General features: G+C 57.1%; 12 protein-coding genes. 7 read left to right on the top strand and 5 right to left on the bottom strand.

From position 1 onward, the window contains the following. Nucleotides 1–72: 72 nt before the first annotated feature. Entirely contained in the window at nucleotides 73–2,412 is a 2,340-nt protein-coding gene (locus tag AB8B29_RS29370) for a methyl-accepting chemotaxis protein (RefSeq protein ID WP_037201085.1), read from the bottom strand. 1,326 nt (nucleotides 2,413–3,738) lie between these two features. Here AB8B29_RS29370 and AB8B29_RS29365 point away from each other — a divergent pair. Next, nucleotides 3,739–4,299: a response regulator transcription factor gene (locus tag AB8B29_RS29365; RefSeq protein ID WP_246703193.1), complete on the top strand. Its 561-nt coding sequence runs from the start codon at nucleotides 3,739–3,741 to the stop codon at nucleotides 4,297–4,299. 754 nt (nucleotides 4,300–5,053) lie between these two features. Here AB8B29_RS29365 and AB8B29_RS29360 read toward each other — a convergent pair. Further along, nucleotides 5,054–6,067, bottom strand: a complete 1,014-nt coding sequence (locus AB8B29_RS29360; RefSeq protein WP_037200160.1) for an ABC transporter substrate-binding protein — start codon at nucleotides 6,065–6,067, stop codon at nucleotides 5,054–5,056. 413 nt (nucleotides 6,068–6,480) lie between these two features. Here AB8B29_RS29360 and AB8B29_RS29355 point away from each other — a divergent pair, with 413 nt between their 5' ends. The 6 genes from AB8B29_RS29355 to AB8B29_RS29330 all read left to right on the top strand — a co-directional run bounded on the left by AB8B29_RS29355 (nucleotide 6,481) and on the right by AB8B29_RS29330 (nucleotide 13,071). Next, nucleotides 6,481–7,308, top strand: a complete 828-nt coding sequence (locus AB8B29_RS29355; protein WP_037197430.1) for a phosphogluconate dehydrogenase C-terminal domain-containing protein — start codon at nucleotides 6,481–6,483, stop codon at nucleotides 7,306–7,308. A 79-nt stretch (nucleotides 7,309–7,387) separates the two neighbouring features. Next, nucleotides 7,388–8,329, top strand: a complete 942-nt coding sequence (locus AB8B29_RS29350) for a D-ribose ABC transporter substrate-binding protein (protein WP_037200159.1) — start codon at nucleotides 7,388–7,390, stop codon at nucleotides 8,327–8,329. Nucleotides 8,330–8,407: 78 nt separating this feature from the next. Further along, a complete protein-coding gene (locus AB8B29_RS29345) occupies nucleotides 8,408–9,052 on the top strand; it encodes a DUF2291 family protein (protein ID WP_037200157.1) in 645 nt (214 codons plus the stop codon). Further along, complete coding sequence (locus tag AB8B29_RS29340; RefSeq protein ID WP_037200156.1) at nucleotides 9,049–10,599, top strand: sugar ABC transporter ATP-binding protein; 1,551 nt, start codon at nucleotides 9,049–9,051, stop codon at nucleotides 10,597–10,599. The genes AB8B29_RS29345 and AB8B29_RS29340 overlap by 4 nt, the downstream gene beginning before the upstream one ends. Then, nucleotides 10,596–11,660: an ABC transporter permease gene (locus AB8B29_RS29335; RefSeq protein WP_037200154.1), complete on the top strand. Its 1,065-nt coding sequence runs from the start codon at nucleotides 10,596–10,598 to the stop codon at nucleotides 11,658–11,660. Before AB8B29_RS29340 ends, AB8B29_RS29335 begins: the two co-directional genes overlap by 4 nt. Nucleotides 11,661–12,303: 643 nt before the next feature. Beyond that, complete coding sequence (locus AB8B29_RS29330; RefSeq protein WP_037200153.1) at nucleotides 12,304–13,071, top strand: response regulator transcription factor; 768 nt, start codon at nucleotides 12,304–12,306, stop codon at nucleotides 13,069–13,071. A 697-nt stretch (nucleotides 13,072–13,768) separates the two neighbouring features. On the opposite strand, the gene repC is transcribed toward AB8B29_RS29330, so the two are convergent. The 3 genes from repC to repA form a co-directional block, all read right to left on the bottom strand. Beyond that, complete coding sequence (gene repC / locus AB8B29_RS29325) at nucleotides 13,769–15,022, bottom strand: plasmid replication protein RepC (protein WP_037200150.1); 1,254 nt, start codon at nucleotides 15,020–15,022, stop codon at nucleotides 13,769–13,771. A gap of 194 nt (nucleotides 15,023–15,216) precedes the next feature. After that, on the bottom strand, nucleotides 15,217–16,218 hold the full coding sequence (gene repB, locus AB8B29_RS29320; RefSeq protein ID WP_439006937.1) for a plasmid partitioning protein RepB: 1,002 nt from the start codon (nucleotides 16,216–16,218) through the stop codon (nucleotides 15,217–15,219). Further along, the gene (repA, locus tag AB8B29_RS29315) at nucleotides 16,215–17,429 is read right to left on the bottom strand and encodes a plasmid partitioning protein RepA (protein ID WP_037200148.1); all 1,215 of its coding nucleotides are present in this window, start codon (nucleotides 17,427–17,429) and stop codon (nucleotides 16,215–16,217) included. Before repA ends, repB begins: the two co-directional genes overlap by 4 nt.

The raw sequence follows: 17,429 nt of genomic DNA, 5'->3' as shown, positions 1-17,429 counted from the left end.
ACGATTTGTCCGGGGCGATTCTTTGGGCGTTAACCGCAACAAGACTTGAGTGCCTCTCTCGACCTCAGACCATCAGAACTCCGACCACTCCTGCTGGAGATGCTTCAGCGCGGCATTACCCTGCGTGACCGGAGCGGCGCGTGCAGCAAGTCGGCCCGTTGTCGGGGCTGGGGCAGGCCGGGCGACGGCCCTCGCCTGCGGCTCCCTACGCTCGGTTTCGCCTGTGCGGAATGCACTCAGAAGTTCGCCGAGACGGCTGCTTTCCTCGGCGAGGCCTGCGCCAGCCGCGTTCATCTCTTCCACCATTGCGGCGTTCTGCTGTGTCGCCTGGTCCATGTGATTGACGGCGCTGTTGATCTCCGATAGACCCATGGACTGTTCATGGGCGGCGGTGGCGATCGCATCCATGTGATGATTGATCTGCAGGACGAGGTCGGCGATAGCCGCGAGGCCCTCGCCGGTGTCGTTGACCAACTTCACTCCCTCGCTAACGGCAACTTCGGAGTTGCCGATCAGGGCTTTGATCTCCTTGGCGGCATTGGCAGAGCGCTGAGCAAGTTCGCGCACTTCCTGAGCAACGACGGCAAAGCCCTTACCGGCTTCGCCCGCACGCGCCGCCTCGACGCCGGCGTTAAGCGCAAGCAGGTTGGTCTGGAACGCAATTTCGTCGATGACGCTGATGATCTGGCTGATCTGTTTGGAGGAATGCTCGATCCTGCCCATGGCGCTGACGGCATTGCTGACGACTTGGCTGGAGTTTTCTGCCCGCGATCGGGCACCGCGTACCAAGTCGCGCGCATCGCCAGCTCGCTTGGAGGTCGACTGAACGTTGGCCGTCACCTCTTCAAGCGCTGCCGCCGTCTCTTCCAGCGATGCGGCCTGCTGCTCGGTGCGCTTGGAGAGGTTATCGGAAGCCTGCGAGATCTCGTAGCTGCCGCCGTTTACGAGCGACGCGGCCTGGCCGACGCGGGACATGGCGGCGCGAAGCCGGCTGACCGACGAGTTGAAGTCTTGGCGCAGCGCTTCAAACTGCTCAGCGAGCGGCGTTTCGATCTCGCAGACCAGGTTGCCGGATGCCAAATGACGCAGACCTGTCGCAAGCGAACCTGTTGCTTGCAGCAGCCTCTGCTCGGCCTCGGCTTCGGCGCGGCGTTGGACTTCGACGCGTTCACGCTCCGATGTCACGCGTGCCTCGGCAGCTTCGGCTTCCAGCGCTTTGTTGCGCAGGGCTGCCTGCTGGAACACCTGTACGGAACGCGCCATGGCGCCGATCTCATCGCGCCGCTCGACGCCGCCGATCGAGACCGAGAGGTCGCCTCGGGCGAGCGTCGTCATCGAATTGGTTAGCGCGCCGACGGGCTTGGTGACGCGGAAGAGGATGACGCAGATGCCCGTGATACTCAGAACCGCGGCGACAAGGAAGGTAAGCCCGTAGGCGATCAGGCTGATGAATGCATCATTCTGGCTCGCGGCTGCTTTGGCCACCATGCCATCCGCGGCGGCAGCGGCGGTGTTTGTGATCGTGAGAAGGGCGGCGTTGCCGAGAGGCCGCCAGTCGTCGAGAGGCATCGCCTTCTTCTCACCGGCTGCGAACTTCGCAAGCAATGCACTGTGTTTCGCCGCAAAGTCGCCGCCGAAATAGGTCGCATTACTGACCTTGTAGGCGTCCTTGACAACCTGGGGCGTTGACTGATGGTTGACCAGGGTGCCGATCTGCCCCCAGATGAAGTTCGCAGCATAATCGAACTGTTGGATCTTGCTGACGTCCTCCGGCTTCATCGCCTCGCCCGAGGCGAGCGTGTTGACGAACAGGAGGTTCGCCGCTCCAGCTGTCGCGCGGGTATACCACGTCAATGCGCGGATCTGGATCATAGCCGCCATCGAGGGGTCACGCGCGCGGATCTGGCTCTCGACGGCGGCCGAACCTGTTTCTAGCGCGGTTAGGAGCTGCTGGCCGAGGTCCAGCGTGGTTGCCTGCAGCGTTGGATCGCGATCGGCGAGCTTCTTGGCGACTTCGCCGTCGAGCTTTGAGCGGAATGCGACGACCCGATCGTAGGCGCTCATGACGTCGGCAATCGGCGCTTTGAGGGTCTCGTCGTCAATGTTCGCAGAGACCGACTTTGCCTCAGCCATATATTTGTCGACGATGGGCCGATCTGTTTTCAACAAGGCAAGCGTTGCGTCCTGAGTGCCAAGCTCGAGCTTGGCGAGCGACGAGCCGTCACCTCGCTCGTTGCGGAAGTTAGCCAGCGCCTGGAAGAACGCGCGGTCGAGCATGGTGAACTTCGAGACGTCGGCATAGGTGCTCTCGCTGCGATAGGCAGTGAGCATGGACGATCCTGTTAGCACGCACAGAGCAAGGCTGAGAAAAAGGAAAATTCCAACGAGTATATTGCGAAGAGAGAAAATCATAATTCCTAACCTACGTTCGGGGCTCCGGGACGCTAGCCCGCTTCGCCGAAACCCGAATTTTTGGAGTACTTGCGGCGGTTTTTTGCAAAAACAGTCCGCGAGCTGCTGAGGGGACTCTCGAGCGCAGGCGCCTCATGGCCTGTCCAATCGGAGACAAAATAGTCCAGCTTCATTGAAACAGGATTAATGGTTTCCCCCGAAAATGCCTAGGAATGGTTACATTCGGGCACTTCTCGACGTCGTTGACGACTTTCAACACTATTTAAACACGGTCACCCAGAAATAGTGCCAACAACTAAAGTATAATATGCGATACTATCAAATTAACCTAGGTGAAGGTGCCTTCTGAGAACATACATTCTTGCTCCAACCTGCTTTCGGCCACACACATCCGAATGTTCGGCCTGCAATCGGATCGGACCCGGACATCGCCGTTGAAGGCGCCCACAAGTGTCCGTTTCGGTTTGGCCCTTCAAGTGGGAAACTGGCATATCGCTGCCAGGTTTAGCAGACGAGGCAGATGCATTTTTTTCGTTACCGACTTCAGTCGACCTGCTTGTGTCAAAGCTATTGCCAGATCGAACATCAAATGAGACCCGCCGAATCCTAAATGGGCATTGCGTCAGACATTCCGGCGTAAACAATCAGAGTCGAGCTCTTGAGGGATCGGAACCGTCGGCCCCAACGGTCGATTGGTCGACCGTCTCACACATGAACCATTGATTTCAAATAGATAGTGAAAACCAATCGGTTCTGATGGAGACATTATACTTTTAGCTACGTGAACTACATTTGCTAAGAGGTAGCCGAAACCGCTTGTTTTGCAATCATAGAAAGCCGCTGCCTAATTCGGTATCAAACTACTCTTACGGAGTACATCTATAGGCGTAGAACTGCGTGGCAACTCTCCCGAAACATTATTCATATATATTCACTTACTCAATAAATACATTGCGTCATGAGTAACAATCTGCAACAACATAAACGAGAATAAAGAGTGCAGCGTACATCAAGAAGCAATGGTTCGATTTAGACAAACGTTTTTCTATCGAAAGAAAAGAAATATTCAGGCAGCCGCAAGAAGAACAAAGGCCAAACTAAAGGTTGGGGGTATCGACCATGAACGGACAGTCATTAACGAATGAGAAATTCGCTTCAGAAACAGCAGCTCGCATCATTTCAGTTCGAACACCGGATTCATTGAGGCCGTTTGTTGCCTCGGGCATCGCCGGCGCGGCAGAATCAGAGGACTATGTCCTTCTGATCGATTCCAGGGCTCTGGACCGCGAGTGCCTATCAAGAAGTCTCACAGACTATGACGACAGCATGAATATCGTCACCGTAGCGTCGTTCGAGGAATGGCAGATACGGGACATGCAGGTCGCACCGTCAGCCGTTCTCTTCATGATTGGCGGACGCAAGGTTTCCGACTCCGAAATCAGCACGAAAATTTGCGCCTTGGTGGAGAGATTCAAGGCCAGCCCCGTGATCGTCGGCGCCGACAGCGACGAGCTCGCACAGCTTTTGCAAGCACTGGAATGCGGTGCCCGCGGCTATATTCCGACCAGTGTCGACGTCAAGGTCGCAGCGGAAGCCGTGGCCCTTGCCCGTGCGGGAGGTGTATTCGTGCCTGCCAGCAGCATTCTGGCTGCCAAGGCGTCGATTACTCCCGCCGCGAGCAAGAATTGCTGCCTCGACGGTCTGTTTACACCGCGCGAGGTTGTTGTTGCCGAGGCGCTGAGGCGCGGCAAGGCAAACAAGATCATTGCCTATGAAATGGACCTCTGCGAGAGCACCGTGAAGGTTCATATCCACAACATCATGAAGAAGCTCAATGCGACGAACCGCACGGAAGTTGCCTACAAGATCCGGGAACTCGTGCAGTAACGACGAGCTTTGTGCTGATTCCTATCACGCGTGGCCGCGTGGCTCGCTGACTCTGGGACTAGGGTTTACACTCTGGAAGTGGGGTTTGAGCTTCGCGACCCCCATCATCGCCGTCTTGAGTGTTTGGTTGAATGCGCGCATCAGTCACCGTAGACCGCAATAGAAATATGATTGCCTTACATGCACAGAGGAGAAGACCCGCCTGGCCGGTGCGATAATGTCCCGCCAAGCCGCTCCGTGATCTGCGTCTCTTTGACGGCGGATTTTTCAAGCCGGCAGTTTGACAGAGATCCTGCCGAGCATCACGCAGCATATAGAAGAGGTGGTTTGTAGGCCGCATCAGGTCCTAGCCGTGGCGTCGGTCGGCATGACGCGGGCGGTTCCTGTACAGGCGCATTCCACCAGCGATGGGCTTCGGGGCAAGCAGCGCAGCTGAAGACCCTCACGGAGCTCAAGGATGAGTTCACCGCATTGCGCACGCCCTGCCCTTCTCGAATTCGTCGAGCAGAGCAGGGAGCCGTGTGTGGATCGGCGCGAACCCCACTTTCGTGCCGTAGCCGATTTCGAATGAAATCGCTTTGAGCAAAAGGCCCAAATGTTGGTAACGTTAGCGATCCAGTGCTGTTGTCGGCGCACGACAATGACGAGACCGAGGATCTGGCTACAGCGGATTGGCTGACGTGCGGCCGGGGATGACGAAAAATTTCCGGACGGAAACCGCTCCCGGTCAACACCGAGAGCGGAGCAGCATCACTTACTTGGCGTTCTTGACGAACGCCGTCGTATAGGTTTTCGACAGGTCGATCGTCTTGCCTTGAACATTCTTCGAAAACTCGGAGAGCACGGCAAGAACGGTCTTCGGACCATCTTCCGGCATCACGCCATCAGGTGTGAACATCGCCTTGCCGTTTTCGAGCGCCTTCACATAACCCTCCTTGTCGCCGACATAAAAGTCCTTCGGCATCTTGTCGGCGATCTCGGCAGCGGAATGGGTGTTGATGAAATGCAGCGTCTTGACGAAGGCGTTGGCGAGCTTCTGGACTTCGTCCTTATGGGCGTCGACCCACGCCGCATCCATATAAAGCGACGCGGCCGGATAGGTGCCGCCAAGGACCGCCTTCGTTCCGGCCATGGTACGCATATCGATGAGGACCTTGGCTTCGCCGGTCTTCAGCAGACGCGAGATCGTCGGCTCAGTCGTCATGCCGGCCTGGATGGCGTCCTGCTGCATGGCGGCGATGAAGGTCTGGCCGGCGCCGACCGGAACGGAGGTGAATTCCCCAAGCTTCAGACCGGCCTTGACGGCCAGATACTGCGTCAGGAAATTGGTGGAGGAACCGAGGCCGGTGACGCCAAGGTTCTTGCCCTTGAAATCGGCGGGCGACTTGATCTCCGGATGCTTGGCCGACACCAGCTCGACTTCACCCGGCGCCTGGCTGAACTGCACGACGGATTCGACGAATTTGCCCTTGCCCTGAAGGTCAATGCAATGATCGTAAAAGCCGACGACACCCTGAACCGCGCCGGCAAGCATTTCGTTTTCCGCATCGACACCGGCCGGCTCGTTGAGGAGCTCGACATTGAGGCCTTCATCCTTGAAATAGCCGAGCCCTTCGGCAAGCTTGGCCGGCAGATAGATCTGCTTCTCGTAGCCGCCCACCATGATGGAAATCTTGTCGGCGGCGTGCGCCGCTGTCGCGCCGAGGGAAACGGCGGTCATGATGAGAGAAAGGGCTGCGGTATGAATAAGCGCGCGCGATGAACGCATAGATGTCTCCTCCTGTTTGAATGCCGCGGCGACACCTGGTCACCGCCTTGGCATGAGCTTCCTCCACGAAGCCAGGTAGCTTCGCACGCGCAACCTTTCAGTCAGCTTTCAATTGACATCCCCACAGGCCAATAGTGCCGGCTGAACTTCTCCAGCGCGCCTAACGTCGGTCGCAGCGGCATGTCGTGCCCGGCGCGGCCTTCGCGGGGCATTGAAATCTTGGCCGCGTGAAAACTGAGCAGAACCATTTCCGCGTCGCAGCTTCGAGTTTGCGACAGAACGCGGAAGGGCGGGCCATTCCATAATCAACAAGTCCTTTCGGCGGCGCCTCGAAAGATATCATCTGACATGGTGATTGACTCATCACACCAGTATGTGCTCCATTCCACGAATGGGAGACAGGCGAGGAAGATATGACTGCAATTGCTCTTTTCGGCGCTGGCGGCAAAATGGGCTACCGGCTCGCCAAGAATCTGAAAGGCTCGCGTTTCGACGTGCGCCATGTCGAGGTCGGCGACGCCGGCAAAGCGCGGCTGAAGAATGACCTTGCCATCGATTGCGTACCGGCGGACGCAGCACTCGACGGCGCCGATGTGGTCATTCTTGCAGTTCCGGATACGGCGATCGGCAAGGTCGCCGCCGGCATCGTCGACAAGCTCAAGCCAGGAACGATGGTCGTCGCTCTCGACGCCGCCGCTCCCTTTGCAGGCCATCTGCCGCAGCGCGAGGATCTCACTTATTTCGTCACCCATCCATGCCACCCGCCGATCTTCAACGACGAGACGGACATGCAGGCCAAGAAGGACCATTTCGGTGGCCTGTTTGCCAAGCAGCACATCGTCTCGGCCCTGATGCAGGGGCCGGAGACCGCCTATGCGCTCGGCGAGGAAATCGCCAAGGTCATCTGGGCACCCGTCATGCGCTCGCACCGCGTGACCGTCGAGCAGATGGCGATGCTGGAGCCGGGCCTTTCCGAGACGGTTTGCGCCTCGCTGCTCGTCGTCATGCGTCAGGCCATGGATGAATGTGTTTCCCGCGGCGTTCCGGCGGAAGCCGCCCGCGACTTCCTGCTCGGCCATATGAATGTTCTCGGTGCCGTGATCTTCAAGGAAGTCGACGGCGTCTTCTCCGATGCCTGCAACAAGGCAATCGAGTTCGGCATCCCCGCCCTGATGCGCGACGACTGGAAGAAGGTTTTCGAACCGCAGGAGATCGCCGAAAGCATCCGGCGCATTACCTGAGGAGATCCTGGGGAGGGCGTCAGTCCTCCCTTTTCTGCCTCGCTGGGAACGGGGCCTGTTTCATAACTGGGAGGAAACCATGAAACTGACACGCAGACTGACACTTGCTGCCTTTACCAGCGTTCTTGCCCTGGGCACGGCCGCACCTGCCTTCTCGGCGGATCTGATTGCCATCATTACGCCAGCCTTCGACAATCCATTCTTCAAGGCCGAAGCTGTCGGTGCCGAAGCCAAGGCAAAGGAGCTTGGTTACGACACGCTCGTCATGTCGCATGACGACGACGCGAACAAGCAGTCCGAGGTCATCGATACGGCAATTGGGCGTGGCGCCAAGGCCATCATTCTCGACAATGCCGGCGCTGACGCGACGGTTGCCGCCATCAAGAAGGCCAAGGATGCCGGCATCCCCGCCTTCCTCATCGACCGCGAAATCAACGTCACCGGTATCGCCGTCGCCCAGATCGTTTCCAACAATTACCAAGGTGCACAGCTCGGCGCGCAGGAATTCGTCAAGCTGATGGGCGAGAAGGGCAATTATGCCGAACTTGTTGGCCGCGAAGCCGATACCAATGCCGGTATCCGCTCGCAGGGCTATCATGACGTCATCGATGACTATCCGGATCTGAAGCTGGTCGCCAAGCAATCGGCGAATTGGAGCCAAACCGAAGCCTATGCCAAGATGGAAACGATCCTGCAGGCGAACCCGAACATCAAGGGCGTCATCTCGGGCAACGACACTATGGCGATGGGCGCAATCGCAGCCCTTCAGGCGGCCGGCCGCAAAGATGTCATCGTCGTGGGCTTCGACGGTTCCAACGACGTGCGCGACTCAATCAAGGCGGGCGGCATCAAGGCGACTGTCATGCAGCCGGCCTATGCCCAGGCTCAGATCGCGGTCCAGCAGGCCGACGCCTACATCAAAAATAAGACCGTGCCGAAGGATGAGAAGCAATTGATGGATTGCGTCCTCATCAACGCGGACAATGCCGACAAGCTTGAGACCTTCGCGCTGAAGAACTAACGGCAGACCGAGCACCATGGAGAGCGTGGAAAACCCACGCTCTCCAGATATGTTTCCTGTGAGATAGAGGTGCATTGCATGTTGAGGATCAGAGGCGCCGTCGCGGCCCTCATGCTGGTCGCAGCGCTGCCTGGCTGCAAGATCATCAAAACGCCGACACCTGAGGAAAAGGCGGCGGAAGCGGCAAAGACCGCCTTCGATCCGACGACCAAGGTCGAGGCGATCTGGCAGTCACAAGTGCTTCCCGACCTTGAGAAGCGAGCGGGCGACTTCAAGACGGTGTTGCAGGCAGTCGCATCCAACCCGGATGAGGCCGGCGCAAAATATGGAAATCCGCGCAAGCAGGCCTCATCGCCCTGGACCTATGCGGTCAAGCTTAGCGGCAAGATCGTCGCCGCGGATACAACCTCTCGCGCAGGAACCGTCGACGTCGATGTGGATAGCGACGGCAAGGCGGACGCAAAGGTGCAGATTGGCCCGGCAGTCCGCGGTACGGCGCTGCGCGACGCGCTGGATTTCCTCGACTTCAATGAATTCAGAAACCAGATTGAATGGGCGCAATTCGGCAAGGCATTCAACGAGAAGGCAAACACGTCCTTCCTCGCGGCCCTGCCACGCGATGGCCTCGTGGGCAAGACCGTCACGGTGACCGGCGCGTATCCGCTGCCAGCCTCCGGCCAACTTCCGCTGATCACCCCTTCGGCGCTGGCGTTGGGGCAATGACCATGGGCGACACGACAGAGGACGACATCATCCTTCGCCTGGAAGACGTATCGAAGGTCTATTCCGGAATCGTTGCGGTCAAGCGCGCCAATCTCGAGCTGCGGCGCGGCGCGGTTAATGTCCTGGTTGGAGAAAACGGCGCCGGCAAATCAACGCTGATGAAGATTATCGCCGGCGTTGAGCGGCCCACCCTCGGCCGCATCGTCCTTGAAGGTGAAGCCGTTCATTTCGATAGCCCGGCTGACGCGCAAGCGCGCGGCATCGGAATGATTTTCCAGGAACTCAACCTCTTCGCCAACATGTCGGTCGCCGAAAATATTTTTGCGACGCGCGAAATCACGCGCCGCATCTTCGGCATCGACCACAAGGCGCAAATTACCAAAGCCAATGAATTCCTAAAGAGACTGGACGCGGGCATCAATGCCGAGACCATGATCGAGGATTTGCCGATCGGGCAGCAGCAGCTTGTCGAAATCGCCAAGGCCATCTCGCTTGATGCCCGCATCCTGATCATGGACGAGCCGACATCGGCGCTGTCTGCTGCGGAAGTCGACATTCTCTTCAAGGTGATCGCCGAGCTTAAGGCGCAGGGTGTGGCAATCGTCTATATCTCGCACCGGCTGGAAGAACTGATGCGGATCGGTGATTACATCACCGTGCTGCGCGACGGGCAGATCACCGGCCAGGCTATGGTTCGCGATATCGATACGAAATGGATCGTCCGGTCGATGATCGGATCGGAAGCCAAGGATTTTGCCAAGGGCGACAGCCACACGATCGGTAAGGAAGCCTTCCGTGCCGAGGAGATCAGCCTTCCGCGCTCGACCGGCGGCCTTGCCGTCGATCACGTCTCGCTCTCCGTTCGCGCAGGCGAGATTCTCGGCATTTATGGCTTGATGGGCGCGGGCCGCAGCGAGTTCTTCGAATGCGTCATGGGTCGGCACGTGCATTCGACCGGCAAGATCTTCATCGACGGCGTCGAGGTTCGCGAACGCGATACCACCCGCCGCATCCGGCGCGGCCTGGCGCTGATACCGGAAGACCGGCAGCGCGAGGGGCTGGTGCAGGTGCTGTCCATTGCCAGCAACCTGACGCTCGCAAGCCTCGGACGCTTCGCCCGCTTCTTTCACATCGATGCCGGCGCCGAAAGGCGGGCCATGCGCGACATGATCCGTGACCTGTCGATCAAGGCACCCAATCCGGATTTCGAGGTGACATCGATGTCCGGCGGCAATCAGCAAAAGGTCGTCATTGGTAAGGCGCTGATGACAGACCCCAGGGTGCTTCTGATGGACGAGCCCAGCCGGGGCATCGACGTCGGCGCCAAGGCCGATGTCTTTCGTACCATGCGCAAGCTTGCCGGCAAGGGTCTGGCAATCCTGTTTTCGACATCAGACCTGGAAGAGGTCATGGCACTTTCCGACCGCATCGCCGTCTTGAGCAACGGCAGGCTGGTCGCGGTCTTCGAAAGAAGCGATGCCACGGAAGAAACCATCATCGCCGCTTCGGCCAAGGGACACGGACATACAAGGGAACTCGCGTCATGACGGCAGATACCTCCACTTCTTTTGCGGCCAAGCGGTCGAATGGCTCGGCACTCCTGACGCTGATGAAACTCAGAACCTTCATCGCGCTCTTTGCCGTCATTATCTTCTTCGCCATCTTCGCCCCGAACTTCACCTCGAGCGCGAATATGATTCTAATGTCGAAGCATGTTGCGCTTAATGCCTTCCTGGCGATGGGCATGACCTTTGTCATCATCACCGGCGGCATCGACCTCTCGGTCGGCTCGATCGTCGGCCTGTGCGGCATGGTGGCGGGCGCTCTCATCCTCAATGGCGTCGCATTGCCGATCGGATACACCGTCTATTTCAACATATACGAGATCATCCTGATCACGCTTGCCGTCGGACTGTTGATTGGGCTCATCAACGGGCTACTCATCACCAAGCTTAACGTTGCCCCCTTCATCGCAACGCTCGGGACGCTCTACGTTGCTCGCGGCCTCGCGCTGCTATCCTCGGACGGCCAGACCTTTCCGAACCTGGTCGGCAGGCCGGAGTTCGACACGACCGGTTTCGACGTCTTCGGTGCCGGCAGGCTGCTCGGCCTCCCCGTTTCCATCTGGATACTCATCTTTCTCGCGCTGATCGCCGCCTATGTGTCCCGCTCGACGCCGATCGGCCGGCACATCTTCGCCGTCGGCGGCAATGAGCGCGCGGCACGCATGTCGGGCATCCGCGTCGATGGGGTGAAGATCTTCGTCTATATGTTCTCAGGGCTGTGTGCTGCGATCGTCGGCATCATCATTTCGTCGGAGCTGATGGCCGCTCATCCGGCGACCGGCGAGAGCTTCGAACTCAACGCCATCGCGGCTGCTGTTCTCGGCGGCACCTCGATGTCGGGTGGACGCGGTACGATCGGAGGCACGATCATCGGCGCCTTCGTCATCGGCATCCTGTCCGACGGGCTGGTGATGATGGGCGTATCATCCTTCTGGCAGATGGTCATCAAGGGGCTGGTCATCATCATCGCCGTGGTTGTCGACCAGGCGCAGCGGCGTCTTCAGCAACGCGTTACCCTAATGCAAATGGCAAGGGCCGGATGAAATTGCGGAAATCCGGCGTATCTTGAACAGTCTTGGCAACACCCGATCTCAGGCAATGACTTTAGATCATTCGCACGACGGCACCCTGGCGCTCTTGAAGGGAGTCGACCCCTTGACCCGTTTCGCAATTTCCCGCGTTCTTGAAAACACGATATTGCTGACCTGCATATCTGATGACTGCAATGACGCTTGCGATCGCTCGTTTTTGTCACCCAGGTGCTGTCGCAGCCTGTCAGCAATATAGGGCCACTCGCAAGTGAAACACGGACTATAGGTTTCTTGTTGCCGACATTTCCGGCAGCAGATCCCCGCCACGAGCAAAGCTGCGGCGGAAAACCGTGTCGCGCCCGGATCATATTACCGATGGCCCAATTCTATATCTCATCACCTCCATGACCACCCTCATAAGCGGCGTCAATACGTGACAACATCCTTGATTATTATCAACGCATGTTGATGCACTAAAAAAAGATTAAGTATATTAGCTAATGGTCGACAATATGAGAAACCTAGATTGAGGAGAACAATATGAAGCAAGAAGCAATGCCGAAATTTAGACAGGGGCTTTGCTATCCAAAGAATAGAAGTATTCGGGCGGTCACAAGAAGAATAAGGGTCACACTAAAGGTTGGGGGTATCGACCATGAACGGACAGTCATTAACGAATGAGAAATTCGCTTCAGAAACAGCAGCTCGCATCATTTCAGTTCGAACACCGGATTCATTGAGGCCGTTTGTTGCCTCGGGCATCGCCGGCGCGGCAGAATCAGAGGACTATATCCTTCTGATCGATTCCAGGGCTCTGGGTCGCGAGTATTTTTCAAGAAGTCTCACAGACTATGACGACAGCATGAATATCGTCACCGTAGCGTCATTCGAGGAATGGCAGATACGGGACATGCAGGTCGCACCGTCAGCCATTCTCTTCATGATTGGCGGACGCAAGGTTTCCGACTCCGAAATCAGCACGAAAATTTGCGCCTTGGTGGAGAGATTCAAGGCCAGCCCCGTGATCGTCGGCGCCGACAGCGACGAGCTCGCACAGCTTTTGCAAGCGCTGGAATGCGGTGCCCGCGGCTATATTCCGACCAGTGTCGACGTCAAGGTCGCAGCGGAAGCGGTGGCCCTTGCCCGTGCGGGAGGTGTATTCGTGCCTGCCAGCAGCATTCTGGCTGCCAAGGAGTCGATTACTCCCGCCGCGAGCAAGAATTGCTACCTCGACAGTCTGTTTACACCGCGCGAGGTCGTCGTTGCCGAGGCGCTGAGGCGCGGCAAGGCAAACAAGATCATTGCCTATGAAATGAACCTCTGCGAGAGCACCGTGAAGGTTCATATCCGCAACATCATGAAGAAGCTCAATGCGACGAACCGCACGGAAGTTGCCTACAAGATCCGGGAACTCGTGCAGTAACGCTTTGATCGCGCCGGCGAGCTTTGGTTGCTGCCCACCATGTGGCATCGCCAAAGATAGCGATCGTCGGCGTGAACTTGATATGGCGACGGACGAAGCGGCCTCAGCCAAGGCATGCGTCATCGCCAACACCGGATCTTGCGCGCCTTGTGAGGAGTCGAATGGCGGAGTCGAACGCTCTAAGCGGTTAGAGGCGTGGTTAGACTTCATCGTGGAATCCTTCCCCGATCGCATTTTGTATGTTGACCCGGTGGTTGACGGATCGCTGGAGCGCTTGAGGATGCCAGCGCTGCAAGTAGCCTGATAGACCGTTGCTGCGACCAGCTCTTCGGCCACGAATGGAAGAGCATTCACTCGGCCTTCGATCCTTCTGCCAGATAATCACATAATGATATACTGCTCCTGATTACCTCGTCCGGCCAGTGCCGGTGAACCTCACGTCCAGACTTCGTGGTCGCTAGAACCTCCAATGTACTCTCCATGGAGAAACTCCCTTCGCTCATCCATGGAAAGCCGATCACAGATTACAGCGGCTAGGACAACGTGGTGCCGGAACGGCGGTTACGGAAAGACGCAATCGATCAGTTCTGCACATTGAAGCAGCAGACCTGCCACTTCCCTGGTCAGCGGTGAGTCGGCGCCGGTTACGTCGAGCTAGAAGACGATGTCGAGATTTTCTATCAATGACGCGGCCGTTTCACGATGCGCCTGCCCTAGCCCTTAGGAGGGCTGAGACCATCGGTCTGATTGTGAATTGTCGCTCTGTAGCTCGTCTTGTGAGGTTGCGGAGGTAAGCGCCTGCAGAGTTGATATGACCTCCCCTTTCAAAAATGCACGCAATGGCGACGCCGGCATTTTCGGGTCCCATGACCTGGCAGGCTTCATGGAAAGCTGACGGGCTTATTTGAAGCATGGGTCGCAGAACAGCTGTTGCAGTCAGGAGGTCGTGCCATGTCCGGATCTCTCCACCCGGACCGTAGGGAGCGATTTCAAGGCATGCTCGAAGCACAGTATCTAGTGGAACTGAGGGCTGAAGCGACTTTAGCGGCACGCCAGTAGTTTCGCCGGCGGATGGGCGGATTTTTTTCCCAGCCTCAAAGGCGGACGGTGAACCAAGAGGCTTCGTCGGTTGCGCTTCCTGGACGGTTTCAGATTCAGAAATGGATTGTGTTTGTGAATCCTGTATGTGGCGCTCATTTTGGGATTCTTTGGCGCACATATTTTGCGTTTTATCGTGCTCGTCCAAGAGCTTGACGATCGTTGTGCGAAGCTCAACTAAACGGCCGAGGAGAAATTGGAGTTCTTCGAGCGACGGGCGGCGAGGCAAAGATGCAAGGCACGTGCGGAACCGGTCGTGGATCAGGCCCCACTCGCCTTCTACGTGACCGTCTAGCGCCAGCTGGATAAGCTTGGTTATGTCGCGCCGGCATAGGCTGATCCGTTCCCTTGTTGTGTGAAAATACTCCCGATCGGCTGTGATTTTCGCGGCGATCCCCTCGATCTCCCTTGCGCGTACCAGCAGCGGAGCCAAATTGAAGCCGAAAGCTTCGTTGATCTCCCCTGCCCTGCTCCGCCGTGCAAATCGCTTGCCGTTAGCGCTGTCTTTGCGAAGGATAAGGCCAGCGTCGACGAGTGCGGCCAGATGACGTCTCAACGTAGCTGCAGTCATACCTCTTGCGCGTATCGAAAGCTGGGCATTCGACGGAAAGACGATGAGGTCGTTGTTCGCAGTGAGTTCATCAGACGGGTAGAACGACAATAGAGCATCGAGGACCGATAGAGATCGATCGGAGACATTCAGTTCCTCGCGAGCCTCGCAAACGGCCCTGAAGAGCTTCCATTTATTTCGCTTGGTCTCAGGCTTTGCTTCGCTGATTTGTCGTTGCCGTGCCAACAAGGCAAACGACATCGACCGCCGCCCAAAGGGCGTCGTGACATGTCCACGTTCCATTTCTTCACCTTTCATAAGGCAAAAGAAATCCGCTCACCAAAAACGGTGCCAAGACTCTTGACTGTGATTCGTGGAAATGCGATTCTCGATCTTGCTTAAGGACTTGAGGAAGGCTTCCACGACGGGAACGTTTTGGTGGCCTTTTTCTTTGCGCTATTGCTCCTTTTGAACCAGATAGACTGCTTTACCAGACCTCATTTTACGCGGCCCAATTGATGATCGTACTCCCGTACGAGCTCAGGCATCCGCTCCGCCAACCAGCGAGCGAACGCATCTTGCTTTTTCGGGATAGTGACTGTGGTACCTGTGGACGAACTTTTCATCCGCCCGAACAGCCGTTCGCCGAGCGTAAAGTTGATCACATTGGACGACTCGTCCGGCTCTGTAGGAATGATGCCACTGGCCCTGTCCATTGCCATGCCGATACGGCCCGCTCCGTCTTTCGACAGAAAATCGGTGGTGTCCAGGATCTGGCGAACAGCGGCGACCTTGCTATCGTCCTTCAGAAGCTCGGCGAAAGCAGTCCACTTCGGACGACCGACGGATTTGGCGCGACCGATGGCAAAGATGATGTCAGCCGGAATGACGGAGGTGACACGAAACAGGTGTGACACGGCCGCTTCGGACAGAGCCAATACCGGACAAATGGCACGATGAGACAAGCCGGCTTCCTTTAACTGAACCGCCCACATTGCTTGCTCTATCCAGGTCAGGTTTTCGCGCACACCATTTTCAACAGCCTGTTCTTCGATGAGCTGCCGATCCGTGAGATTGCGGACATGCGCCTTTATTTTGACGGTCTCCGGTCGTTCGGAGTCCGCCATCAAGGATTTTATGGCTGCCAGACGGCGGTGGCCATAAGCGAGCTGGTAGTAATCAGGTTTGCTTGGATGCGGCCGAACGAGGACGGGTATTTTCTGTCCTTCGGCCGCGATCGAAACCTTCAAGGCCTCAAGTTCGGCTTCGGCCTCGTGATCGTTGTTGAATCGGTCCTGGTAGGGTGAGCGATCGATTCTAGACGGATCGATCGACAGGATGCTGTCCTCACCAAGGTGCGCAAGGGATTTTCCGACGTTGGCGATAACAGGCGATGAATGCCGTCGTGAAGGGACAGGCTTTTCAGTGGCGTCAGCCTCAACCGTCTCGGCGCGATTGACGGCCTCCTCGGCCATTCGTTGAAGGATGCTCTTCTTCATGGGCTGCGTCCCCAAATTTTGTGAGCGAGTGCCAGGATTTCGAAATTCACCCGATCGGCGCTTTCGAGCGCGCGCTTGAGGGCTTCCCTGCCGACCTCACCTGTTTCCAATTCATAAAGGGTTTTTTTGGCGACGGCGGCCCCGGCGATTGCCGTGGATTCGAGGGCTTCGGCCACAAGGACGTCATCACCAAACAGTCGCCGCATCACGCCGCCCATGTATTTTTGTGGGCCGTCGTTCGGGTTCACGCGCGTGAGCAGGAAACGAAAGAAGTCATGCTCGAATTTAGCTCCGAACTGTGCGAGCACTTCGGAAAGATCCGAGATCATGATCAGGAATTGATTGCACGAGGCAACATCGAGCATGGCTGGATGCACAGTGATTATGAGGGACGTTGCGGCATACAGGGCAGCAAGCGTGGAGTAGCCCAGTGAAGGTGGTGTATCCAGAATGACGAAATCGTACTGATCATCGACGCTCGCTATCGCGGTATTGATCCGCTCAAAGAAAAGACCAAGCTCGTCGCGCGTTTTCGATGTCAGATAGGTTGGTGTATCAAACTCGAAGTCCATCAGTTCGAGATTGCCGGGAACGAGATCGACGCCTGGGAAATAAGTCGGTTGGATTATGTCCCGGAATGGACGTCGCTCGTTGTCGTATCGTATCGCAGCATAGGTGGTCTCGTTATCGTTGAGATCGAATTCCGGTTGGATGCCGAACAGTGCGGTCATCGAAGCCTGGGGATCAAGATCAACACAAAGGACCCTATAACCTTGCAAACCGAGAAAATGTGCAAGATGGATGGATGTTGTGGTCTTTGAACTTCCACCCTTGAAGTTCGCGGTCGCAAGGATCTGGAGCTTTTCGCCCTTTCGGCGATGAGGCACGAGGTGTCCGGCATCGTCGGGTCGCAGCGAAGCGAGAAACGAGCGTAGTTCTCGAACTTGTTCGATCGTGTAGGTACGGCGGTTGTTCTCCGCTCTATCAGGAAGCGGCCCTTTTCCTTCGATAGTGAGTTGGCGTAGGGTGCTCTCGGGCACGCCGAGGAGGCGAACCAGATCGACGGTCGAGAAAGTCTTTGAAAATGTCTTTCGCGCTTCAGGCGGATAGACCGCCTCGCGCATGTCGCGGAGCTCCGCAGAAAGCTTCGACGTGTATACGCCGATTTTCGATGCGGTATCTGTGACGCTTTTGGATACCATCTGATGCAT

The organism is Rhizobium sp. 11_C7_N12_5 (genome assembly GCF_051811145.1).
Classification (GTDB): domain Bacteria; phylum Pseudomonadota; class Alphaproteobacteria; order Rhizobiales; family Rhizobiaceae; genus Rhizobium; species Rhizobium lusitanum.
Note: the sequence above shows the minus strand (reverse complement) of the source record. Positions and strands in the feature narration are given on the sequence as shown.